The sequence below is a fragment of the Enterococcus sp. AZ109 genome, from assembly GCF_051714625.1.
Taxonomy (GTDB): Bacteria; Bacillota; Bacilli; order Lactobacillales; family Enterococcaceae; genus Enterococcus_A.
This window is the reverse complement of record NZ_JBIOSF010000002.1, coordinates 597,178-619,427: the sequence shown is the minus strand read 5'-3', so window position 1 is coordinate 619,427 and position 22,250 is coordinate 597,178. Positions and strand designations below refer to the sequence as shown.

General features: G+C 41.3%; 21 protein-coding genes. 18 read left to right on the top strand and 3 right to left on the bottom strand.

The annotated features are described in order from the left end of the window. Window positions 1–696 precede the first annotated feature (696 nt). The gene (locus IGI42_RS19570) at window positions 697–1,071 is read right to left on the bottom strand and encodes a hypothetical protein (RefSeq protein WP_438717710.1); all 375 of its coding nucleotides are present in this window, start codon (window positions 1,069–1,071) and stop codon (window positions 697–699) included. A gap of 127 nt (window positions 1,072–1,198) precedes the next feature. On the opposite strand from IGI42_RS19570, the gene IGI42_RS19565 reads away from it, so the two are divergent. After that, on the top strand, window positions 1,199–1,633 hold the full coding sequence (locus IGI42_RS19565) for a universal stress protein (protein WP_438717709.1): 435 nt from the start codon (window positions 1,199–1,201) through the stop codon (window positions 1,631–1,633). 12 nt (window positions 1,634–1,645) lie between these two features. Then, window positions 1,646–2,065, top strand: coding sequence for a universal stress protein (locus tag IGI42_RS19560; RefSeq protein WP_438717708.1), 420 nt, complete (start codon window positions 1,646–1,648; stop codon window positions 2,063–2,065). Between the two features lie 405 nt (window positions 2,066–2,470). Here the strand turns inward: IGI42_RS19560 and IGI42_RS19555 are convergent, their stop codons facing one another. Next, entirely contained in the window at window positions 2,471–2,785 is a 315-nt protein-coding gene (locus IGI42_RS19555; protein WP_438717707.1) for a DUF960 family protein, read from the bottom strand. 134 nt (window positions 2,786–2,919) lie between these two features. Here IGI42_RS19555 and IGI42_RS19550 point away from each other — a divergent pair, with 134 nt between their 5' ends. The 10 genes from IGI42_RS19550 (at window position 2,920) to hxlB (ending at window position 11,567) form a co-directional block, all read left to right on the top strand. Further along, window positions 2,920–3,825 carry a diacylglycerol/lipid kinase family protein gene (locus tag IGI42_RS19550; RefSeq protein ID WP_438717706.1) on the top strand — a complete coding sequence of 302 codons (906 nt, stop codon included), beginning with the start codon at window positions 2,920–2,922 and terminating at the stop codon, window positions 3,823–3,825. Further along, window positions 3,825–4,223: a pyridoxamine 5'-phosphate oxidase family protein gene (locus IGI42_RS19545; RefSeq protein ID WP_438717705.1), complete on the top strand. Its 399-nt coding sequence runs from the start codon at window positions 3,825–3,827 to the stop codon at window positions 4,221–4,223. The genes IGI42_RS19550 and IGI42_RS19545 overlap by 1 nt, the downstream gene beginning before the upstream one ends. Before the next feature lie 168 nt (window positions 4,224–4,391). Further along, window positions 4,392–5,912: a metal ABC transporter solute-binding protein, Zn/Mn family gene (locus tag IGI42_RS19540; protein WP_438717703.1), complete on the top strand. Its 1,521-nt coding sequence runs from the start codon at window positions 4,392–4,394 to the stop codon at window positions 5,910–5,912. Window positions 5,913–5,975: 63 nt separating this feature from the next. Further along, window positions 5,976–6,965 (top strand): LacI family DNA-binding transcriptional regulator, encoded by a 990-nt coding sequence (locus IGI42_RS19535; protein ID WP_438717702.1) that lies wholly within the window; start codon window positions 5,976–5,978, stop codon window positions 6,963–6,965. Between the two features lie 182 nt (window positions 6,966–7,147). Next, window positions 7,148–7,882 (top strand): sugar phosphate isomerase/epimerase family protein, encoded by a 735-nt coding sequence (locus IGI42_RS19530; protein WP_438717701.1) that lies wholly within the window; start codon window positions 7,148–7,150, stop codon window positions 7,880–7,882. A gap of 4 nt (window positions 7,883–7,886) precedes the next feature. Beyond that, complete coding sequence (locus IGI42_RS19525) at window positions 7,887–8,132, top strand: hypothetical protein (protein ID WP_438717700.1); 246 nt, start codon at window positions 7,887–7,889, stop codon at window positions 8,130–8,132. 13 nt (window positions 8,133–8,145) lie between these two features. Then, window positions 8,146–9,417, top strand: a complete 1,272-nt coding sequence (locus IGI42_RS19520; RefSeq protein WP_438717699.1) for a gluconate:proton symporter — start codon at window positions 8,146–8,148, stop codon at window positions 9,415–9,417. Between the two features lie 22 nt (window positions 9,418–9,439). Further along, window positions 9,440–10,405, top strand: coding sequence for a sugar kinase (locus tag IGI42_RS19515; RefSeq protein WP_438717698.1), 966 nt, complete (start codon window positions 9,440–9,442; stop codon window positions 10,403–10,405). After that, window positions 10,402–11,028, top strand: coding sequence for an orotidine 5'-phosphate decarboxylase / HUMPS family protein (locus tag IGI42_RS19510; RefSeq protein WP_438717697.1), 627 nt, complete (start codon window positions 10,402–10,404; stop codon window positions 11,026–11,028). The genes IGI42_RS19515 and IGI42_RS19510 overlap by 4 nt, the downstream gene beginning before the upstream one ends. Next, complete coding sequence (gene hxlB, locus IGI42_RS19505; RefSeq protein ID WP_438717696.1) at window positions 11,025–11,567, top strand: 6-phospho-3-hexuloisomerase; 543 nt, start codon at window positions 11,025–11,027, stop codon at window positions 11,565–11,567. The genes IGI42_RS19510 and hxlB overlap by 4 nt, the downstream gene beginning before the upstream one ends. A 727-nt stretch (window positions 11,568–12,294) precedes the next feature. Here hxlB and treR read toward each other — a convergent pair. Continuing rightward, entirely contained in the window at window positions 12,295–13,017 is a 723-nt protein-coding gene (treR, locus tag IGI42_RS19500; protein WP_438717695.1) for a trehalose operon repressor, read from the bottom strand. A 473-nt stretch (window positions 13,018–13,490) separates the two neighbouring features. Here treR and treP point away from each other — a divergent pair, with 473 nt between their 5' ends. The 6 genes from treP to iolE all read left to right on the top strand — a co-directional run bounded on the left by treP (window position 13,491) and on the right by iolE (window position 22,085). Then, window positions 13,491–15,446, top strand: coding sequence for a PTS system trehalose-specific EIIBC component (gene treP, locus IGI42_RS19495; RefSeq protein ID WP_438717694.1), 1,956 nt, complete (start codon window positions 13,491–13,493; stop codon window positions 15,444–15,446). A gap of 49 nt (window positions 15,447–15,495) precedes the next feature. Further along, a complete protein-coding gene (gene treC, locus IGI42_RS19490; RefSeq protein WP_438717693.1) occupies window positions 15,496–17,118 on the top strand; it encodes an alpha,alpha-phosphotrehalase in 1,623 nt (540 codons plus the stop codon). A 197-nt stretch (window positions 17,119–17,315) separates the two neighbouring features. Beyond that, window positions 17,316–18,326 carry a ribose utilization transcriptional repressor RbsR gene (gene rbsR / locus IGI42_RS19485; protein WP_438717692.1) on the top strand — a complete coding sequence of 337 codons (1,011 nt, stop codon included), beginning with the start codon at window positions 17,316–17,318 and terminating at the stop codon, window positions 18,324–18,326. Between the two features lie 675 nt (window positions 18,327–19,001). Continuing rightward, window positions 19,002–20,006: a Gfo/Idh/MocA family protein gene (locus IGI42_RS19480; RefSeq protein WP_438717691.1), complete on the top strand. Its 1,005-nt coding sequence runs from the start codon at window positions 19,002–19,004 to the stop codon at window positions 20,004–20,006. A 9-nt stretch (window positions 20,007–20,015) separates the two neighbouring features. After that, window positions 20,016–21,050, top strand: coding sequence for an inositol 2-dehydrogenase (gene iolG, locus IGI42_RS19475; protein ID WP_438718327.1), 1,035 nt, complete (start codon window positions 20,016–20,018; stop codon window positions 21,048–21,050). A 144-nt stretch (window positions 21,051–21,194) separates the two neighbouring features. Continuing rightward, window positions 21,195–22,085, top strand: coding sequence for a myo-inosose-2 dehydratase (gene iolE, locus IGI42_RS19470; protein ID WP_438717690.1), 891 nt, complete (start codon window positions 21,195–21,197; stop codon window positions 22,083–22,085). The last annotated feature ends 165 nt before the right edge of the window (window positions 22,086–22,250 follow it).

Here is a 22,250-nt window from a genome sequence, read left to right as displayed (position 1 = left end):
ACTCAACTATGCGAAATTAGTCAATAAAAAGGGATTGACCATGAAACATGCGTAAACAAATTAAAGGACCTGAGAAAGATAGTAATAGTTGTAAACAAATTAATTATCTGTAATCTGCAGGTTCTAAAAGTCATGGTCAATCTAACATGAATTATAGCACACTAAAATTGCTAGGAAAAGATAACATTTGCTGACCCACAAGATTTATTTGGAAAAGCCGATGATTTGGCTAAAATAGCAAAAAGTAGGCAACGATGCGAAGCAAATTATAAGCGGTTAGTTGATTCGTGTAACAAAAAATAAAATACCGAACCAAAAAAAGCAAAAAAAAACCGACCACTCGAAAGTGATCGGAAAAAATGGGGTAGTGGGGATATATGCTACATTCTTACTTTACCATCATCTTCAAAAAACGACAAAAAATATGCACATAAAATCGTAACTTTTTTTATAAAAAAGAAAATTTTTGTCGTTTCTAACATAAAAAGGGGAAATAATCACGTGAACAATGGATAAATCAAAAAAGCCCTTACCCTTTAATCAGGATAAAGACTTTATAGTAATGTGGACGTTAGGAGTCGAACCTAAACCTCTGTCTTAAATGCAGACTACGTCATTGAACGAGTGAAACACCGTGTTCATCCACAAAACAAGTATAGCAAAAAGAATAACAAGTTTTATTTTAACTGAATTATCTTAATGTTTTTTTAACGCTTGCTCAGCTTCTTGAGCAAATTCTCGAGCGATCATCCAGCCGTAGCTTTCGGTAATGGCAGCTGCGGTGGTGGCATTAATAATATTACCGGCGACTGGGATTTTTCCAGCGAAAAAGCGAGCGGTCATCTTCCCGGCTTGTTGGGCAACAACCTGTGTAGCTAAAGCTCTGGCTGCCCCTTGCGTTAATTTTTTATCAAACACTTTTCCTAGAGCGATAATCATTGCTGTTTGTAAAGGAATCAGGGCTGTTGCATCAGCAATCGGCAATTGGGCCATACCTCCACCAATAGCTGCTGCGGCAGAAGAAGCGCCGTGAATAATGAAATGCGCTTGTTTTCGTTGTTTTTTATTCATTACAACTTTCCTTTCTTCAAGTCTTGCCACAGTGTAGCACCATTTGAAAAAAAGAACAATAAATCAGCAATCCTAAAAGGGGAAATGAAAGAAAATATGCTATAATTAAATAAAGGAGGCGCTTACAATGGTGGGACAATATCAAGCGATTTTAGTTGCTGTTGATGGCTCAAAGCAAGCGGAAAAAGCCTTTCAAGAGGCGATTGCTATTGCTCTGGCGAATAGTGCAAGTTTGACAATTGCGTGGATTATCAACGAAGAAGATCTTGGTAATAGTGCCTTTTCCTATTCGAAAATCTTGAGCGAGGAAAAAGAGATGGTGGAAAAGGAAATGCTAAAGAAGATTCACGATGCGCAGCAGGCTCAAGTAAAAGATGTCACCAGTATCATCGAAATCGGCAGTCCGAAAGAATATCTAGCAACGATTATTCCTGAAAATCAACCTGTTGACTTGATTGTAATGGGACCAACCGGTAAAGGTGCGATTCAACAAGCCATTGTCGGTTCAACGACCTCCTATGTTGTGAACAACGCCACTTGCAGTGTACTCGTCGTAAAATAAGGGGTGGGAAAAATGGAAAAATATCGGAAAATTTTGGTAACCGTTGATGGCTCTCCGCAATCGAAGGACGCATTTGAAGAAGCTTGCCACATTGCCGAAAGAAACAGTGCTGAGTTACTTTTACTTACCGTATTGGACGTAACAGGTTTCCGAGGGACCGCTAGTGAAAGTTCTGTAAAATTAACAGAAGAGTTGCAAAAGGTAGCTGAAAAGACTGTAAATGAATTCAAAGCATCGACAACTTACCCCGTTGAAACAAAGGTGGCAGCTGGGAATCCGAAGCATGAAATCGTTAAAATTGCTGAAGAAGCAGGTACAGATTTGATCGTTATTGGAGCTACAGGTTTAAATAGATTGGAACGCTGGGTTTTGGGATCGACAACAGTATATGTTGTTAATCACGCGCCTTGTAATGTAATGGTTGTTAAATAAGAAAGGCTTCGCAAACTCGCTCAGCTTTGGAGCACTAAGACTAAAATTGGGATAAACTGCCAAGAAACACAGCGATCGTAGGAGCTGATGTTGATTGGTACCTACTTGGTGCTCCTTAAGTTTCTCCCAATTTTCGCTTAGTGCCGACAAAGTTAGCTCCTTAATGCGGTAGTGAATTTTCTGCAAAAATTCACTTTATTCTCGTACACATACCATTCCACTAAGCGGTTCGAACCTAATACGTGTTATAGCTTGATTATCTGATAAACCAGCTTTTTTGAACTGTGAAAAGTGGAACTGGCAAGTTAATTTGTGAAGCCGGACACCCTTAGCGTTGTTGTTACAAGTATTTCAATTGTGAAAAACTTATACTTTCTTTACAAGATAAAAAAACTGAGCTGCGGCTCAGTTTTTTTGTGTCAAGGTCATTACTAATTCCTCTCCTGTATCATAGACATATATGCGGCTAGGAAAGGGCACTTTTTCGTAGGCTTCAACGTAAGGAGCGGTAACGCTATCGGAGAAATGAGGTTCCACTTGAGAATGGACCACACTCAAGGTTTTATTGGGATTTTTGAAAAAATTAAAACGTTGCGGCGAAGTCAAGGGCAAGCCTTTTAAAGGACGCATGAAAATCATGTGCCATAATTCGCTTTGCATTTGTTCAGGTAATTGCTCAATCGGGACATCGCTACGACGTGGTTTATTTGGTTCAAACATAGTAGTCATTCCTTTCTAATCTTATCATAGCAGTTTTTATGAGAAAGAAAACTATATAAAGGGAAAAATAATCGTCCGAAAGGCTTTTTTTTGCTAGTCATGATATGGTTAGAGTGATGAAAGAGGGGAATCATATGACTTACGCAATTTATTTTAATCCAAATGCCGGCAACGGCAAAGCCGAGCAAACCGCTCAGCGAATGAAGGAAAAATTGGAGGTCGCAAATAAAACAGCCGAATTTTTAACGGCACCTGATCCGGAGGCCGCCATCAAGAAAATCAAAGACCATTTAAATCAATACGAGGCAATTATCGCAATTGGGGGCGATGGTACTTTAAATATTGTAGCCACCGCCTTTGTTCAGGCTGGCAAAGCCATTCCGTTTGGCATTATTCCAGGAGGTACGGTGAATAATTTTGCCAAACGTTGGCACATTCCAATGGATTTGGAGGAGGCAATGGATGTTATTGTTGCCGGCCATACCCGAGAAGTGGGAATTGGTGCTTGTGGTAATCGGGACAAAGCGATCGTCAGCTCTTTTGCTTTTGGCACATTTGCGGATATTTCTAACGAGGTGCGTCAACAAGAAAAGCAAAAATTTGGCTTGATAGTTTATCCAATAAAAGCGTTGAAGCAAATTGGTAAGGACAGTTCATATAAAGTTCGTATTGAAGCAGATTCCTTTAAAAAAGATATTAAGGTCTGGTTTGCACTAATTACTACTACTAGCTCAATTGGTGGTATGAGTTATGTGAAAAAGGCGGCCGAATCTTTTCATGTGAGTATTTTGCATAATATGACCATTTTCAAACTGTTGCAATTAGCGCGGTTTGTTTTTACTGGGAAATTGGAAAATTCAGAGGCTGTTTTGTACTTGCAGCCGAAAAAGATTCGCCTGACACCGCTGGAAGATAGCGAGATTGTGGCGCGAATTGACGGCGATAAAGGACCTAAGTTGCCGCTGGAATTGGATTGGCTGCACAAATTTTTGACTATTTATGTCCCAGAGAAAACAGTACCTGTTAAAGGAGGAAACTAATGGATAAAGAAATTGAAGCCTTGCTAGATAAGGTCGATACCATGACGTTAACGACTATTGATAGTCGTGGCTTTCCACATGTGATTGCCGTATCCCCACCGTTAGAACGAGGAGGCTTTCACTATTTTAAATTTTACATTAATCGAGAAGGGAAAACAGCAGAAAATATTCGGAACAATCGCAGTGGTAGTCTATTTTGTTTTGACTCTGACCACCATGAGAGCTTAGCCTTAAAAGGCTATTTCTTATTAGAAGAAATCGAAGGTTACGAAGCACTGACCGCTAAACTCAATGACTTTCAGCAGTCTTTGGACTATCAGCATCCGGTCTTGGCAGTTTTTGAAACCTTAAGTGTTAAGCATTATAAAGAGAAACAAACGGATAGTATCGATAGTTAAACAAACAGACCAACATCTGATTTTCTGATGTTGGTCTGTTTTTCATTAACCAAGAAATGTTTATTTGTTGTTGACAAAAGAAATGCGCCTATGCTAAATTTAAACCCATGCGGCAAAACGTAAGTGTTACGATTTGCAAATATAAAGCGTAAAGGAGCATGTGTAAAAATGAAAAAAGCGTGGAAATGGTTGGCGTTAATGGGATTAACCGGGGTACTAGGTGCCTGTGGAAATAACGATGAAAATGAAAATAGCGCAAATGATGGCGACTTAACGATTGTTGCCAGCTTTTATCCCATGTACGATTTTACTAAAAATATTGTGGGAGAGGAAGGTACAGTTGAGCTATTAGTGCCAGCGGGAACAGATTCCCATGACTTTGAACCTTCTGCCAGAGACATTGCCAAGATACAAGAGGCGGACGCACTGGTGTACAACAATGAAAACATGGAAATGTGGGTACCGGACGTTGCGAAATCTTTAGAACAAGAAAACGTGGAAGTTATCAAAGCAACTGAAGGCATGCTGCTGATGCCCGGCAGTGAAGAAGAACACGATCATGATCACAGTGAAGAAGGACATCATCATGAATTGGACCCTCACGTGTGGCTGGCACCAAGCTTAGCAGTAAAAGAAGTCGAAGCAATTCGTGATCAATTAAGCGAGAGCTATCCTGAACATGCAGAAGCCTTCGAGGCTAATGCAGCCGCATATCTAGAAAAGTTAGAAAAACTGGATCAAAAATATGCGGATGCTTTTACCAATGCAAAGCAAACCAGCTTTGTGACCCAGCATGCCGCCTTTAGCTACTTAGCTTTAGAGTATGGCTTGAACCAAGTACCGATTTCCGGCGTGTCGGCAGAAGAAGAACCTTCTCCAGCCCGTATAGCAGAATTAAAGGATTTTGTCGAAGAAAACGGGATTCAATACATTTACTTTGAAGAAAATGCCAAAAGCAGTGTAGCCGAAACGTTAGCGAACGAAACCAAAATCGAAACCGAAGTGTTGAATCCGTTAGAAGGTTTAACACAGGATCAAATGGACGAGGGCGAAGACTACATTTCCGTAATGGAACAAAATTTGACCGCTTTGCGGAAAACCACCGATACTGAAAATCCGAAAGAAAGCAACTTGACGCCTGAAAAAGAAAAAACGGTTTACAATGGCTATTTTGAAGATGAAGATGTTGCCGAACGCCCACTAAGTGACTGGGCAGGTGACTGGCAGTCCGTTTATCCTTATTTGGAAGATGGCACGTTAGATCAAGTGATGGAGTACAAAGAGAAGAAGGACCCTTCCAAAACTGCGGCGGAATACAAAGCGTACTACCAAACCGGTTATCAAACCGATGTGAAGGAAATCAAAATTAAAGGCAACACCATGACCTTTATTTTTGAGGATGGCAGTGAAAAATCGGCGGAATACAAATCTGCCGGCTATGAAATTTTAGATTACAAAGCTGGTAACCGTGGCGTGCGTTTCTTATTTGAAGCCAAAGATGATACCGATGCCTTCAAGTACGTTCAATTTAGTGATCATGGCATCAGTCCAGAAAAATCTGGCCATTTCCATATTTACTACGGGGATGACAGCCAAGCAGCGTTGCTAGAAGAAATGGATCATTGGCCAACTTACTATCCGGCTGATCTTTCTGGGATGGCGATTGCTCAAGAAATGTTGGCACACTAATTCTTCACAAAGCACTTTCGATCCGTTAGAATGGAAGAAACAGTACAGTGAAGAGGAAAAATCATGAAGAAGAAAGTAACCATTAATCAAGTGGCAGAAAGAGCGGGCGTCTCCAAAACTACCATCTCGCGCTTTTTAAACGGACGTTACGGCAATATGTCCCAGGAAACCAAAGAAAAAATCGCAGCGGTGATTGAGGAGTTAAATTATCGACCCAATCGTCAAGCGCAAGCGTTGAAATCCAAACGCAGCTACTTAATCGGAGTGGTCGTGGCGGATATCTCCAACATGTATTCTTCTTTATTATTAAAAGGAATCGGGGAAGTGTTGGAAAAGCAAGGCTACCAAATGATTATTATGGATGCTTCCAACTCGATTGAACAAGAACGTGATTTGTTAGAAAAACTGCTGGATCAAAGCGTGGAGGCGATTATTTTACAACCGTCTTCCCGTGATCCCCAGCATTATGCCTTCTTAAAAGAGCGGAATATTCCGCTGCTGCTGGTGGATCGTCAGACCGATCCCGCCCAATGGCCAGCGGTTGTTACCGATAATGTGTCAGCGATTGAAAAAATCATGGCCGCCGTCATCCACGAGGGCTATCAAAAAGTCGTTGTAGTCAGTGAACCATTGCGGGAAGTGACGACTCGGGAAATTCGCTATCATACAGTGGCGGACATTGCTGGCAAGGCTGGCATGGATGTCGCATTGATCGAAACCACATTAGATGAGAATTTTACCAAGATGTTGATGGCGGAAATCAAGTCACCGCAAAAGACCTTGCTGTTTGCCTCCAATGGTCGGGTGCTGATGGCTGTATTAACGCTTTTAATAGAAGAAAAAATGACAATTCCCGAAGAGATAGGCATCACAGGCTTTGATGACTGGAACCTGACTGCCTTGGTGGGACCGGGAATTACCAGCATCGAACAGCAGTCGCAAGCCATTGGGCAAGCTGCAGCAGGTAAGATCTTAGAACTTTTACAGACAGAAGAATGTCAAGTGGAAGAAATGGTTGTGCCTACTAAGTTACAATGGCGCAATTCAATATAAAGCGTTATTTATTAAGAAAATATTAAGCGAAGAAAGAGAGTCGTGGAAACCGGTTTCCACGACTCTCTTTCTTTTTGTGTACTCAAATGATTGTTTTTAAAATGAAAGCGTTTGACTTATCTTGGAAACCGGTTTACTATGTAAGTATAGAAACCGGTTAACATATTGAAGGAGAGCTGTTTATGAAGAAAGAACAAGTGGTCTTAAATTTATTAGTTTTTGCTAGCAAAGTCGAAAAAGGAGCGCTGCAAAGCGACCTATTAATCAAAGCGAAAGAGCTAGGATTTGATAAAGTTGAAATTCGTCGGGAGTACTTTAAGGATCTAGCTAAAGAGATACCTGTTATCAAACAAACTTCCGAAGAACAAGGGATTGAGCTGTTTTACAGCGTCCCAGAAGAAGTATTTGTCGCAGGGAAAGTGAATTCTCAGTTGTCTGAATTTGTAAATGAAGCCCAACAAATGGGTGTCAAGCATATTAAATGGAACATTGGCGATTTTCAAGCTGACAGTTCATTAAATGAATTACAAGAATTAACCAAGCAAGGAATTGAAGTAAACATCGAAAATGACCAAACCCAAACATCAGGAACGATTCAAGCCATTACCACTTTTATGGAAGCGGTTAAGAAGGAAACGTTGGACATCGGTTATGTTTACGACTTAGGAAACTGGCGCTTTGTCAGCGAGTCAGAAGAAAAAGCCGCTGAAGCTTTGAAGGAATATGTCCGTTACATCCATGTAAAAAACGTAGCTTACGAAAACGATCAGCCGCAAGCAGCCGCTTTAGATGAGGGTGTAATCCAATGGCGTGAGATTTTAGCTATTTTGCCAAAGGATGTGCCAGTAGCGATTGAATACCCAACCACGGAAGACCAACAAATTTTAGCAGCCAAGCAATTATTAGAGGAGGCATAATACCATGCAAGACCAACAAACTAAAATCGATCCCGAAACCTTCGCTTATCATTTTATGGATACGATTAAGCGACCAGCGATCGATAAAGAAGAGATGGAAGATGCTGCTAAAGAAGCATTGGCGGCTTACCTAAGTGCCTATTACCTAGCACAACGCTTCAACAATTTAGAAAACGAGTTTTTTGTAGATGACCATACCAAACCGATCTCTACTTATCAAAAGATCTTAAGCGAGTTAAATCAATATTAGGAGGTGACAAATCATGAGTAGTGCAATTATTGGAATTTTGTTAGCGGTTACCTTTATCATTTTCGTGCTTTACGCTATGAAGGGCGGCAACTTGACTGTCGGCTTCTTCGTAATGGCAGTGTTATGGACGATTATCGGTGGGGTACCCTTCAATCAAGCGATTCAGGAAATTTTTACTGAACCAGTCTTAAATTACGGCAAGACCGCTGCGTATATTATCTTCGGATCATGGTTCGGCCGAGTGCTGGTGGATACCGGAATCGCCGGCAGTATTAGCCGCCGTACCGAAACCGTCGGCAAAAAAAGTCCCGTGCTGGCAACGGTGCTGATCGCCTTAGTTATCGCCTTGATCTTCACCAGCTCTTACGGTGTGGGTTCGGCTATCGCTGTCGGGGTCATCTTGTTTCCGATTATGTTTTCCATCGGTGTCCCACGAAACATCGCCGTTTTAGTCTTCACGATGTCCATTGGGGCCGCGATGTATGTCAACAATGTGCTGTTTGTCCAATTCCAAGTGTTCTTCCCAGAAGTTGAGTGGGGGACGCATTATCAACGCTTCGGCTTTGTGGCGATGGGCGTGCAAATGGTAATTGTCTTGTTGTTCATCTTGTTTAATGCCAAGAAAATTCGTAACGGTACCCCAGAAATTATTACCAGCGACGGCAGTGAGGAAATTCCTGAAGTGCCCATCTGGACATATATTTTGCCGGTGTTACCTGTAGCTTTGAGTATTTTTGCCAAATGGGATGCCGTGCCGGCTTTGCTGCTTTCAACCATTATCGCTTTTGCCGCAACTGGCAACATGAAGAGCTATACGCGATTTGTCACCATGATGAATGAAACAGCGAAGCATGCGATTAGCGATATTGCCGGATTACTGATTATGTTGTTTGTTTTAACCATGTTCCAATCGGCCGCGGTTCATGCGATGTCTGGCTTCACCGGCATTTTCCAACAGGTAATTCCTGACAGCAAGCTAGTCTTAGTGATTATTATCGCGATAATCGCACCACTTTCTTACTTCCGGGGACCGTTGATGTTGTACGGCGCCGGAGCAGCAACGGCAGCAATCTTAGTGGGAACGGGGATGTTCGACCAATATTTCTTGTACGGTCTGCTGGTAGTTCCATCCATGATGGGTGTGTCAGCTTGTATTACTCAATCATGGAATTTGTGGTCGGTCCAATATGCTAAATTGGATACGAAGACCTTCTTGATGACCGGCTTGCCTTGGGCGTGGCTGGCAACCGTATTGAATCTAGCGACAGCTTATATCTTATTATAATAGAAGAAAAGAGGAAAAAATGATGAGTGAATTTTTAACAATAGGTGAACCGATTGCTTTGTTTGGATCGACTGAGGTGGACAAAAGCTTGAAGGATGCGGCGAATTTTCAAAAGTTTTTGGCAGGAGCCGAAGTGAATGTAGCGGTGGGGGTTTCCCGTTTAGGGCACTCTACTCAGTACATCACTCGTTTAGGGAAAGATCCTTTTGGTGAATTTATTATTGATCAGCTGAATGAAAACAAAGTAGGTACTGATTATGTGGAGCAAACCGAAGAGTACTGGACGGCTTTTCAATTGAAGGATCGCGTGAGTGACGGTGATCCTAGTATTTTCTACTTCCGCAAAGGTTCAGCGGCTGCTCATTTTGACCAACAGGTGTTAGACGCAATTGATTTTTCCCAAGTGAAAATGGTACACTTGTCAGGCATCTTCCCAGCAATTTCGCCCGAAGCGCTAACGGCCTTTCGTCACTTCGTAAAATTATTGGAAGAAAAAAATATTCGAACGACCTTTGATCCGAATTTGCGTCCACAATTATGGGCCTCTCAAGAAATCATGGTGGAAACCATTAATGAATTGGCTTCTCATGCCGAAATTATTCTACCAGGTATTAATGAAGGAGAAATTTTGATGGGCAGCCGTGACCCTGAAGCTATTGCGGACTTTTACTTAGCCAACGGTTCAGCGACTAAAACGGTCATCGTCAAATTAGGAACAGCAGGCGCCTATGTGAAGCAAAAGGATGGCAGCAGTTTTTCTATTCCTGGTTTCAAGGTAGATAACGTCGTCGATACCGTAGGGGCCGGCGATGGATTTGCGGCTGGATTAATTACTGCTTTAATAGAAGGAAAAAGTTTAGAAGCGGCGGTCATTCGGGCAAATGCCGTCGGAGCATTGGCAGTTCAATCCCCAGGGGACAATGACGGATACCCAACACCGGAAGAATTAGACGCCTTTTTAGCTAAACACGAGGAGGAAACAAAATGAAGCTGCAAACAGCAATTGATCGCGTTTCTTTAGAAGAAGCCGTGGCGTTGGTACGTCAGTTGGATGGCCAAACCGACATTCTAGAAATTGGCACCTCATTAGTCAAGGATTACGGCAATCGGGCAATCGAAGAAATTCGGGCAGTGCTCGCCCACACTGAATTATTGGTGGATTTAAAAACCATTGACGAAGGCGCCTACGAATTTCGCCAAGGGTATCGCTATGGCGGAGATATTTTAACGGTGATGGGTGCGGCTTCTTACGATACATTGAAGGCCTGTTATGAAGTGGCACAGGAACAAAAGAAAACCATGATGATTGATTTGTTAGAGGTAGCGGATGAAAAAATCCCTCAACTAACCGACTTTGAAGAAGCGATTTTCGCCTTGCATCATTCGATCGATCGCAAGGACAAGTTGGATGCGGTTGCTAGTGTAGCGGCTTTTCACGAAAAGTTTCCGACAATCAATCGCCTGGCAATCGCCGGCGGAATTGATCTAAAACAAGCAAACGGCTTAGCTCAGCAAGGCTTAACCGAAATCGTGATCGTCGGTTCAAAAATCGCCAAAGCGGATCATCCAACCGAAGCCGTTAAGGAATTTATGGAGGGAATACAACAATGAGTACAATTAAAACAATTATGGCTGAAATTAATGAAGTCATGCAGCAGGTAGATGAACGTCAACTAGCAGAGGCAATGAACTACTTCCAAAAAGATAAACGAATTTTTGTGATCGGGGCTGGTCGCAGCGGCTTTCAAGGTAAAGGCTTTGCGATGCGCTTAATGCACATCGGCTATACCGATTATGTCATGGGAGAAACGATTACCCCATCGATTCAAAAAGGGGATACTTGGGTAGCGATTTCCGGTTCCGGTACGACAAAAAGTATCGTAGCCGACACCCAGGCGGCCAAAAAGTTAGGACTAGATATTGTCGTATTAACGAGCGATCCGACTTCGCCGTTGGCTGAGTTAGCCGATCAAGTGATCGTGGTTCCCGGCGCAACCAAAACCGGTGCCGGGGTGAAATCGGTCCAGCTGCTATCTTCCCTGTTTGATCAAACTGTTCATATTACGCTAGATGCGTTGACGTTGATGTTGGCAAAACGCGACGACACCTCCAACGAAGATGCGTTGCATGAACATGTTAATGTGGAATAGGATGTGAATTTGGAAAACTTAGCTGATTAGCATACGGCTGGACCGAGCCAATTTATGAAAAAGAGAATAGATAAGGATTCGGATCTACGAAAAATAGCGTTAAAACCAACCATCATTTTCGAGGATCATTTGATTCATAATTAGTACGTTGAGGTTGTGACAGAAATGTTCAGCTCAGAGAAATAAGCCAAATAATCCGAAAATAGCTGCTCATATTTTTGCGATTAGTTGGCTTATTTTTGCGAAAGAGTTGCTTCGGTTGCACCGATTATGCGTTTTTCAGTTGCTGTGACGTTTTATGTCGCAGCAACATTTTAGGCGTCAAAAAAATTTAGCCATTCCTCTGGAGCTATTGGGAAATAATGAACGAAAGACAATTCCGTTTTCATAGCTTTTAAATCAGAATATTAAGCGACTATAAACATTTAGGCAAAAAAATAACGCTACCTTCACGTATAATAAAGATGAAAGTTTCCATAACGCTCTTTTTTTACCCTCAATCAGAAGCTTCCTTTAAACAAATAACAAGAAAAATACTAAATGATGATTAACAAATAGGGTATCCCAAAGCCAGTGTGATCAATTTAGAAAGATCAGCTTGATAAAAAAAGGAAGAGTCTTCACTCCTCCTCGGTTACATAGGGAATGACTGAAAGCAGTAACACCAAGTAAACTGCTAAGATAACAATAGCAATGAGAAGCAACAAAACATATAGGCACTTGGTTCTTACATCGTCGACGGATTCCTTCTGGCAAAATCAAAGAAGCGGAATTTATCCACCTGATGGCGGCTTTCGGTATACTGAAACTGCTTCGCTTCAGAAGTATATACGCGACTTTTCACGGATACGATGTTGATATCATGCTGATTCAAATCCAATAATTCTCGATCTTCTTCAGTTAAGCTGTCAATCGTGATTTCCTTTTCCGCAAAGCCGATAGTGATGTGCAGGTCTTGCTCAAAGTAGCGATAGATCGAATCTTTGGCAATTTCGGTATCCAATTCAGGAATCACAGACACCCGTAACAGATCCTTATCCAAAATCATTTTCTTTTGATCAATCTGGCGAGTACGGATCAAGGACCAACAGACTTCACCAACCTCAAAACCAGTCCTGCGAGCCATTTCCTCATCAATCGTTACTTTAGTCAGACTCACTACATCCGTCACACTTTCATAACCATAAGAATTTTGCAGTTCTTTATAGCTGGTCAAGCCTGAAACTGGGAAACGCAGCTGTTCTCGTTTTAATACCAAAGAACCTTTTCCCTGCATTTTTTGGATGTAACCGTTGGCCATTAACAAGGAAAGTGCCTTCCTGATGGTATCCCGGGAAACAGCATAAGTTTTCCGCAGCTGATTTTCACTGGGCAGGTAACTGCCAGGAGGATAGATCCCTTTTAAAATTCCTCGTTCAATGTTTTGGTAAATAATTTCGTAGCTTTTCATGTGTTGCCTCCCATGTTTAGTATTTTCCTTTATGTCCGCTGAGCAAACAAGCTTTTTTTGGCATTAAGCAAAACCATGGAAAAACTTTTAGGTCAGTGTATTCAAAGTTTAGTCTTAATGCCTCAAAGCTGAGCGAGCTTGCGAAGTCTTTCATCCAACTTGTACGGATAAGCAAGACAAGTATAAGCAAAATCTCTGAGGATGTAAAGCGCTTTCTGTGAAGTTTTTTAAAGATTAGAAAAAACTTATTTAACGTATTTTTTATCAGTTGCTTGTAGGTGTTTTATGCAACATGTCGGTAAAAACAAGACATAAAAGAGGTGTTAAATTTTATGATCGTCCTGTTATTATGAGAAAATTCTAATAAAAAATATATTGACAAAACTGTAAGCGGTTTACAAAAGCTGGAGAATTCCTTATAGTTAAGGCAGATAGAACTTATCCATACAAGTTCAAAAAATGGAGGGAAAAAAATGGGTAAATATGATAAGGATGCCAAGGCGCTGTTAGAGGCGATTGGCGGGAAGAAAAACATCTCTGCTGTCACTCACTGTGCCACTCGTATGCGTTTTGTGTTAGTTGATGATAAGAAGGCGGATGAAAGTAAGATTGAGGATATTGCAGTAGTTAAGGGAATGTTCACCAATGCGGGGCAATTTCAAGTGATCATCGGCAATGACGTGTCAGTCTTTTACAATGAGTTTACTGCTTTGGCTGGAATTGAAGGCGTTTCGAAGGAAGCGGCTAAATCAGCAGCCAAGCAAAATCAGAACCCTGTTCAACGTGCTATTACTGTTTTAGCTGAAATTTTCACACCATTATTACCTGCAATTATTGTCGGCGGTTTGATTTTAGGGTTCCGTAATATTTTAGAAGCAGTACCGATGGGCTTTTTAGATGGCCAAACCATTACACAAGCTTCAACATTTTGGGATGCTGTGAATAGTTTCTTATGGTTGCCAGGGGAAGCGATCTTCCACTTCTTACCAGTTGGGATTACTTGGAGTATCGCTCGAAAAATGGGTGCCACCGAAATTTTGGGAATTGTGCTGGGGATTACCTTAGTATCACCTCAATTACTAAATGCTTATGCCGTTAACGGAACATCAGCTGCTGAAATTGCTGCTAACTATACCTGGAATTTCGGCTTTATGACCGTTGAAAAAATCGGGTACCAAGCGCAAGTTATCCCAGCGATGCTGGCTGGATTCTTGCTGGTTTACTTAGAACGCTTCTTCAGAAAACGTATTCCAGAAGCAATTTCGATGATTTTCGTGCCATTCTTTTCATTATTGCCAACGATTTTCGCTGCTCACGTAATCTTAGGACCAATCGGCTGGAAAATCGGAACGTTGATTTCAACTGTAGTAAATGCTGGTTTAACGTCAAGCTTCAGCTGGTTGTTCGGAGGAGTCTTTGGGGCGATCTACTCGCCGCTGGTTATTACCGGACTGCATCACACCACTTTAGCGATTGATTCACAACTAATTGCCGACTTTGGTTCAACTAACTTATGGCCAATGATCTGTCTGTCTAATATTGCGCAAGGAGCTGCCGTTTTAGCCGTCGTTTTTGCTCATCGCGGCAACAAAAAAGAAGAACAAGTATCTATCCCATCAGTCATCTCTTCTTGGTTGGGGGTAACGGAGCCTGCGATGTTCGGGATTAACTTGAAGTACATGTATCCATTTATTGCCGCTATGATCGGTAGTGGGATTGCCGGCTTGTTTGTTACATTGTTCCGAGTTCGGGCCTTATCTATAGGCGTAGGTGGTTTACCAGGCATTTTAGCGATTCGTCCTCAGGATTATTTGATCTTTGCGATTGCGATGGTCATTGCAATTGCGGTACCATTTGTTTTAACACTATTCTTCCGCAAAGCGGGAATTTTCAACAAAATCGACCGAGTTGGTGAAACAATGGCCGTTGATTTAAGTGACATTGATCAACCAGTTGCTAGCAAAAAAGGGCAAGTACTAGAAATGTTTGCACCATTAAAGGGAGAAGTTCTACCATTGAACCAAGCAAAAGATCCTGTTTTTGCAGAAGGAATGATGGGACAAGGCGTGGTAATTAATCCATCCGAAGGCAAATTGTATGCCCCATTTGATGGTCAAGTTAGTCTATTATTCCCAACTAAACATGCAATTGGTTTATTAAGTAACGACGGTACAGAAGTATTGATCCATATTGGGATTGATACGGTGAAATTAGATGGGCAACATTTCACCGCCAAAGTTAGTCAAGGTGATACAGTAACAAAAGGTCAATTACTAATGGAATTTGATCTTGAAGCGATTCGCGCCGCAGGCTATGAAGTGCAGACGCCAATCATTGTAACCAATTCAAACGAATTCCAAGTAGACCCAATGCTGGAAACCGCACCAATCAACTTGGATCAAGCGATCATGACAGTAACACATTTATAATTAATACAGGCAGTTGGTCAGACAACTGCCTGGTTTTAGGAGGAAGAAGATGTCTTTCAAGGACAAAGTCATTTATCAAATTTATCCCAAATCCTATTTAGATACCAATGGCGATGGGATTGGCGATTTAGCAGGAATCATCAGGAAACTACCTTATTTAAACCTATTAGGGGTGGACATGATCTGGCTAAACCCCGTCTACCCAAGTCCGCAAAAAGACAACGGGTACGATATCTCTGATTACACAGCCGTCAACCCAGTATTTGGTACGATGGAGGAATTTGAATTACTGATTCAAAAGGCCAAAGAACACGGCATCGATGTGATGCTGGACATGGTTTTGAATCACGTGTCAATTGAACACGAATGGTTCCAAAAAGCCTTAGCCGGCGATAAAAAATATCAAGATTACTTTATCATCCGTGAGGAAACTACCGATTGGGTGTCGAAATTTGGCGGCAATGCCTGGGCACCTTTTGGCGATACGGGCAAGTATTATTTACATTTGTTTGATATCACGCAGGCTGATTTGAACTGGCGCAACCCAGAAGTAAGGGAAGAGCTGTTTAATGTCGTTCGCTTTTGGATGGATAAAGGAATCAAAGGTTTTCGTTTTGATGTCATTAATCTAATCGGGAAAGACGAAGTGCTGAAAAGTAATGCTGTCAGTGATGGCAAGCCAGAGTACACGGACCGACCGATCACGCATGAGTATTTACGTATGATGAATGAAGCGACTTATGGTAATGACCCTGAGATTATTACGGTAGGGGAAATGAGCTTTACAACTGTAGAAAATTGTATCTTATATACACAGCCGGAGCGCAATGAATTATCCATGACCTTCAACTTCCACCACTTAAAAGTGGATTACGAAGATGGCAAAAAATGGACTAAAATTCCTTTTGACTTCAAAGAATTGAAGCGATTGTTTCACACGTGGGGAACACAAATGAGTGAAAACCACGGCTGGAACGCTTGGTTTTGGAATAACCACGATCAGCCTAGAGCCCTAAACCGATTCGTGGATGTGGAAAACTATCGAGTAGCAGGCGCAAAAATGTTAGCATCGACCATCCATCTGAATCGCGGGACTCCTTACATTTATATGGGAGAAGAAATTGGGATGGTGGACCCAGACTTTGAATCGATGGACGATTATGTCGATGTCGAAAGCTTGAATGCTTACCAAGAATTATTGGCTCAGGGGAAAGCGCCAGAAGAAGCTTTTGACATCGTTAAAAGCAAATCTCGTGACAATGCTCGCACGCCAATGCAGTGGACCCATGAAGTAAACGCAGGCTTCTCTAAAGCAACACCTTGGCTGGCTGTCGGCAATCATGCAGCAGAGATTAATGCCGCAAAAGAACTAGAAGAAGGATCAATATTCCCTTATTATCAAAAGTTGATTCGTCTGCGCAAGGAGTATGCAGTTATTTCAGAAGGCAGCTACCAAGCTTTTGTGCCAGAACATGAGTCAGTTTATGGCTTCATTCGCGAACATCAAGGACAAAAGCTATTAGTATTGAACAATTTCTTTGCACAAGAAACTCAGGTACACTTACCAGAAGAATTTCTCGCAGGTGACGTGTTGATCGATAATTATCAAACCTCAGAATTAACATCGGATTTCACCCTGCAGCCGTATCAATCGATCGGCATCTTAATCTAAGCAACCACCATAGAATCTGTAAGGTTCTATGGTGGTTTTTTGTCGATTTGCAAAAGATCTGTTCAAAAATCACTCATAGTGCTTGAAAAGCTGACAACAACTTTTATAATTGAGGTATAGGTTGTTAAAAAAACATAAAAATATGTAATGTTAAGCGTTTTAAGTTAGAAAGAAAATAGTGAAGGGATACGTATGAAATGGAAAATAAACGGGTAACTATAAAAGATGTTGCTAGATATTCGGGGGTATCGATTGCAACTGTTTCACTGATTTTGAATGGCAATGAGAATAAATTTACGCGCAAAACAGTCGAAAAAGTGATGGCCGCCAAAGAGGCGTTAGATTATCAGCCGAATTATTTTGCTCAGCAAATGATCATCAAAAGAAGCAAAACCATCGGCGTCTTGCTTTCAGATATCACGAATCCCTTCTTTGGACAGATGATGTCCGGAATTGAAAAAGCTCTCTATCAAGAAAACTTTGTGACGATTATTTGTAATGCGAACTTTGATGAGGAAAAAGAACGCTATTATTTAGAAGAATTGATGCGTCGAGGGGTAGATGGCTTTATCATTGCCACACCGGCGATTTCAAATCAAACCTTGGATGAGATGCTGCATAGTAGGAAACGCCCTTATATTATTATTGACCAAAAACGTACAGAGGGTCTTACCGATGCGGTTTTATCCGATGATTTCACTGGTGGTCAATTAGCCGCACAGCATTTAATTGACTTAGGACACAAAAATTTGGTTATGGTCATGCCGATTGATGGCGCAGAACATCTGCAAAATCGCCTGCGAGGGTTTAAAAAAGCATGTGATGGGCATCCGGAGGTATCGATCACTATTATCGATGCACCGATGAATAAGGATGGCGGCTACAAAGCCGCACAGCAAATTATTCAAACCAAAGCTACTGGGATTTTTGCCATCAATGATGAAACTGTTTTTGGTTTGTATCGAGGAATGGAAGATGCGGGGAAAGGGATTCCTGATGATTATAGTATAGTCGGCTACGATAATGTAGAAATGTGCGAGTATGTGACACCTCGAATGACCACCATAGCCCAATCTATTCCGGCAATTGGTGAAACGACAGCTAGGATTTTGCTGGAACGGATTAAAGATCCTGAGAAACAGCCAGAAGAAGTGATCTTACCTGTGACCTTAATCGAACGAAAATCAACTGCGCCCTTAACTAACTAGTTAAGGGTTTTTTTGTGATGTTATGAACTAGTTATGGGTATTTTTTGGGTATCCAGATCGCTGCAAAGTAAAAGTCATCAATACGTAATGATTTTACTAGTTCATCTTAATATTTCCATAAACTTCTTTATCTAATTTATCGAAAAAGAAGACAAAACACACCACAAGAGAGCGGACTAGAACAGGATTCTATAAACAAGTTTTTCTAAATATACCCAAAAAAATCTAAAAATCGAGTTCTTTTTGGGTTTTTATTCCATTTCAAATCCATCATTTATTCGATCTTACGTATTAAAATGAGTATTTTTTAATAAAAAAATCGAAGTTTAAGTAGATGTTATGGCTGTATATCAGATTTTACTCGATCCTATTATTGTTATTTTAAAAAAAGTTCTTGATTATGTAAGCGTTTGAATATAAACTTATAGTAAGTTAACCAACACATAACAATATAACCAAAATGCGATTAGTTGGTTCGCTTTGAGTAGGATGCTTTGAATGAAATTAAAAGCTTTTAATTCGTAATTTGATTTATGATTTGGATGTAAGTATTGAATTAACAAGCTTTTGTTTTGTATTTCACAAGACATTGCTACAATTAATGAATTAAAACGTTTAATCCAATGGTACATACGCATTATTGCGTGAATATATAGAAGTATGGAGGAATTTACAATGGAAATCAAAGTTGGCGTAATCGGAACAGGAGCTATCGGTATTGAACACATTCATCGAATCAACGAGAAGACACAAGGAGCCCGAGTTACTGCGGTATCAGATATTAATGTTGATACAGCAACGGCACTAGCAAAAACCATCGATGCCCAGTTTTTTGAAACCGGAGAAGCCTTGATTGCTTCAGATATCGTGGATGTTGTGGTAGTTACTTCTTGGGACCCAACTCATGAGCAATATGTATTAGAAGCAATTAAACATGGGAAATATGTATTCTGCGAAAAACCGTTGGCGATGGATAGCGAAGGTTGTCGTCGAATTGTGGACGCTGAAATCGCATACGGCAAAAAGTTGGTACAGGTAGGCTTTATGCGTCGCTATGATCGTGGCTATATTGAATTAAAAAAAGCGATTCATTCTGGTAAGTATGGCGAACCTTTAATGCTGCATTGTGCGCATCGTAATCCAAGTGCAGATGAAAACTATACGACACCAATGGCGATTAGTAACACAGCCATTCATGAAATCGATGTGCTTCGTTGGTTAGTTGAAGAAGATTACACTTCCGTCCAATTACTATTACCAAAGAAAACAAAAAATTCTCATAAAGATTTACATGATCCACAATTGCTGATCTTTGAAACAGCATCGGGTATCACCATGGATTTGGAAGTATTCGTCAATTGCCGTTTTGGATATGACATTAAATGCGATGTGGTTTGTGAAGAAGCCGAAATCGGTTTGACTGACCCAGCATATATCCGCACGAAAGCCGAAGAAAGAAACTATACGGCAATCTCACCAGATTGGCAAACACGTTTCTTGGAGGCCTACGATTATGAGTTTCAATTATGGGTTCAAGCGATTCAAGAAGATAAATTAACAGGACCGACTGCCTGGGATGGCTACACGGCATCTATCACGATGATGGCGCTGCACGAAGCCCGGGAAACAGGTCAAAAAGTCAACATTACATTGGAAACTTGTCCAGCCATTTATCAATAATTAGGAGGAATTTTTGTGAGTAAAGTAAGAATCGGTATCGTTGGTTTAGGAAGATTAGGCAAAGTTCATGCCCGTAATCTAGCAGAAAATGTTCAAGGCTGTGAATTAGCAGCAGCCTGCAGTCTTGTACCCGAGGAATTAGAGTTTGCCCAAAATGAATTAGGCGTTAAGAACACTTTCTCTGACTATGAAGAAATGACGAAAAGCGACGTAATCGATGCCGTCTTTATCGTTTCACCATCTGGTTTCCATTGCCAGCAAGTCGATACAGCCATGAAAAACGGCAAACACGTCTTCACAGAAAAACCACTCGGTCTGACAGTTGAAGAAATCAAAGAAACCCAACAAGTGATTGCCAAACATCCGGACCAAGTCTTTATGTTAGGTTTCATGCGCCGCTATGACGAATCTTACCAATATGCAAAAGCGATGATTGATAACGGTGAAATCGGTAAAATCACCTTAGTTCGCTGCTACGGAATCGATCCTAGCGAAGGCATGGAAAGCTTTGTCGAGTTTGCCATGAATAATGACAGTGGTGGTTTATTCCTAGATATGGCCATCCATGATATCGACTTAGTTCGCTGGATGACTGGCCAAGAAGTCGACAAAGTATGGGCAATTGGTAAAAACGCCGCTTACCCACAATTGGACCAAGCTGGCGAATTAGAAACTGGTGCAGCCATGATGCGCTTGGAAGACAAAACGATGGCGTTATTAGTAGCTGGCCGAAATGCAGCTCACGGCTACCATGTTGAAACCGAAGTAATGGGAACTAAAGGGATGCTCCGAGTTGCTCAAGTACCAGATAAGAACTTGGTGACAGTGATGAACGAACACGGCACGGTTCGTCCATGTTCACAAAATTTCCCTGAACGTTTCAGAGAAGCATTTGTCCGCGAAGCCCAAGAATTTGTTTCTTGCATCAATGAAAACCGTCAACCAGCTGTTAATGCCTACGATGGTTTGCAGTCTACGAGAATTGCCTTGGCTTGTCAGGAATCTTTTGACACTGATAGCTTAGTCGAAGTCGGAAAAGACTAGTAGTTTTGCTGTCCAAATGACTAAAAGAAGTAATACGTATACAGACAAAATCAACTAGAAGAGAAATAGTAGAGTGCTACGTAAGCTGAGAATTACTCTACTCATCAGCAAGTTTACCCCAAGATCAAGTAGGAGGAACACCACATGACAAAAAATATTCAACTAGCAATGGCACCAATTGCTTGGACTAATGATGATATGCCAGAATTAGGCAAAGAAAATACCTTTGAACAAACGATTAGTGAAATGGCACTGTCCGGTTATACCGGTACCGAGATCGGCAACAAATATCCTCGTGACCCCAAAGTACTTCACCGCTATTTAGATATTCGCGGGTTGAAGGTTGCGAGTGCTTGGTTCAGTGCTTTCTTAACTACGAAGCCTTTTGAAGAAACAGCCAAAGCTTTCATTGAACACCGTGACTTTCTTCATGCAATGGGCGCAAAAGTAATTGTCGTAGCAGAACAAGGTCATAGTATTCAAGGCATGATGGATCAGCCGGTCTTTGACAAAAAACCTAGCTTTACTGATGAGGAATGGGACAAGCTGTCAGAAGGTTTGGAAAAATTAGGCGATTTGGCTCATCAAAAAGACATGGAAATCGTGTATCACCATCATATGGGCACAGGCGTACAAACCACTGAAGAAATTGACCGCTTGATGGCTTCTACTGATCCTAAAAAAGTGAAGCTGTTATTTGATACTGGTCACTTAGTATTCTCTGGTGAAGATCCAGTTGCGATTTTCAATAAATACCAAGATCGGATTGAACACATTCATTTCAAAGATATTCGTGAAGTGGTTGTAGGAGAAGTTAAGAGCAAGAAAATGAGCTTTTTAAATGCAGTCAAAAGCGGTGCTTTCACGGTTCCCGGCGATGGCATGATTGATTTCAAACCGATTTGGGAAGCAATTGATGCCAGCGGCTACGAAGGTTGGATCGTAGTAGAAGCTGAACAAGATCCGGCAAAAGCCAATCCATTTGAATATGCAGTTAAAGCTAGAACTTATATTAATGAAGTAACCGGACTTTAATCACGGGGTGGCTGTGACATAAAACGTCACAGTCACTGAAAACCGAATAATCGGTGTGACTGAAGTAGCTCTTTTACGAAATAAGCCGCATAATCGCAAAAATATGAGAAGTTATTTTCGGATTATGCGGCTTATTTCTCGGAGCTGAACACTTCTGTCACAACC

Excerpts from the sequence above, each read along its gene's own strand:
- IGI42_RS19570 (WP_438717710.1), bottom strand. The coding sequence starts at position 1,071 with ATGAATAAAAAACAACGAAAACAAGCGCATTTCATTATTCACGGCGCT.
- IGI42_RS19565 (WP_438717709.1), top strand. The coding sequence starts at position 1,199 with ATGGTGGGACAATATCAAGCGATTTTAGTTGCTGTTGATGGCTCAAAG.
- IGI42_RS19560 (WP_438717708.1), top strand. The coding sequence starts at position 1,646 with ATGGAAAAATATCGGAAAATTTTGGTAACCGTTGATGGCTCTCCGCAA.
- IGI42_RS19555 (WP_438717707.1), bottom strand. The coding sequence starts at position 2,785 with ATGTTTGAACCAAATAAACCACGTCGTAGCGATGTCCCGATTGAGCAA.
- IGI42_RS19550 (WP_438717706.1), top strand. The coding sequence starts at position 2,920 with ATGACTTACGCAATTTATTTTAATCCAAATGCCGGCAACGGCAAAGCC.
- IGI42_RS19545 (WP_438717705.1), top strand. The coding sequence starts at position 3,825 with ATGGATAAAGAAATTGAAGCCTTGCTAGATAAGGTCGATACCATGACG.
- IGI42_RS19540 (WP_438717703.1), top strand. The coding sequence starts at position 4,392 with ATGAAAAAAGCGTGGAAATGGTTGGCGTTAATGGGATTAACCGGGGTA.
- IGI42_RS19535 (WP_438717702.1), top strand. The coding sequence starts at position 5,976 with ATGAAGAAGAAAGTAACCATTAATCAAGTGGCAGAAAGAGCGGGCGTC.
- IGI42_RS19530 (WP_438717701.1), top strand. The coding sequence starts at position 7,148 with ATGAAGAAAGAACAAGTGGTCTTAAATTTATTAGTTTTTGCTAGCAAA.
- IGI42_RS19525 (WP_438717700.1), top strand. The coding sequence starts at position 7,887 with ATGCAAGACCAACAAACTAAAATCGATCCCGAAACCTTCGCTTATCAT.
- IGI42_RS19520 (WP_438717699.1), top strand. The coding sequence starts at position 8,146 with ATGAGTAGTGCAATTATTGGAATTTTGTTAGCGGTTACCTTTATCATT.
- IGI42_RS19515 (WP_438717698.1), top strand. The coding sequence starts at position 9,440 with ATGAGTGAATTTTTAACAATAGGTGAACCGATTGCTTTGTTTGGATCG.
- IGI42_RS19510 (WP_438717697.1), top strand. The coding sequence starts at position 10,402 with ATGAAGCTGCAAACAGCAATTGATCGCGTTTCTTTAGAAGAAGCCGTG.
- hxlB (WP_438717696.1), top strand. The coding sequence starts at position 11,025 with ATGAGTACAATTAAAACAATTATGGCTGAAATTAATGAAGTCATGCAG.
- treR (WP_438717695.1), bottom strand. The coding sequence starts at position 13,017 with ATGAAAAGCTACGAAATTATTTACCAAAACATTGAACGAGGAATTTTA.
- treP (WP_438717694.1), top strand. The coding sequence starts at position 13,491 with ATGGGTAAATATGATAAGGATGCCAAGGCGCTGTTAGAGGCGATTGGC.
- treC (WP_438717693.1), top strand. The coding sequence starts at position 15,496 with ATGTCTTTCAAGGACAAAGTCATTTATCAAATTTATCCCAAATCCTAT.
- rbsR (WP_438717692.1), top strand. The coding sequence starts at position 17,316 with ATGGAAAATAAACGGGTAACTATAAAAGATGTTGCTAGATATTCGGGG.
- IGI42_RS19480 (WP_438717691.1), top strand. The coding sequence starts at position 19,002 with ATGGAAATCAAAGTTGGCGTAATCGGAACAGGAGCTATCGGTATTGAA.
- iolE (WP_438717690.1), top strand. The coding sequence starts at position 21,195 with ATGACAAAAAATATTCAACTAGCAATGGCACCAATTGCTTGGACTAAT.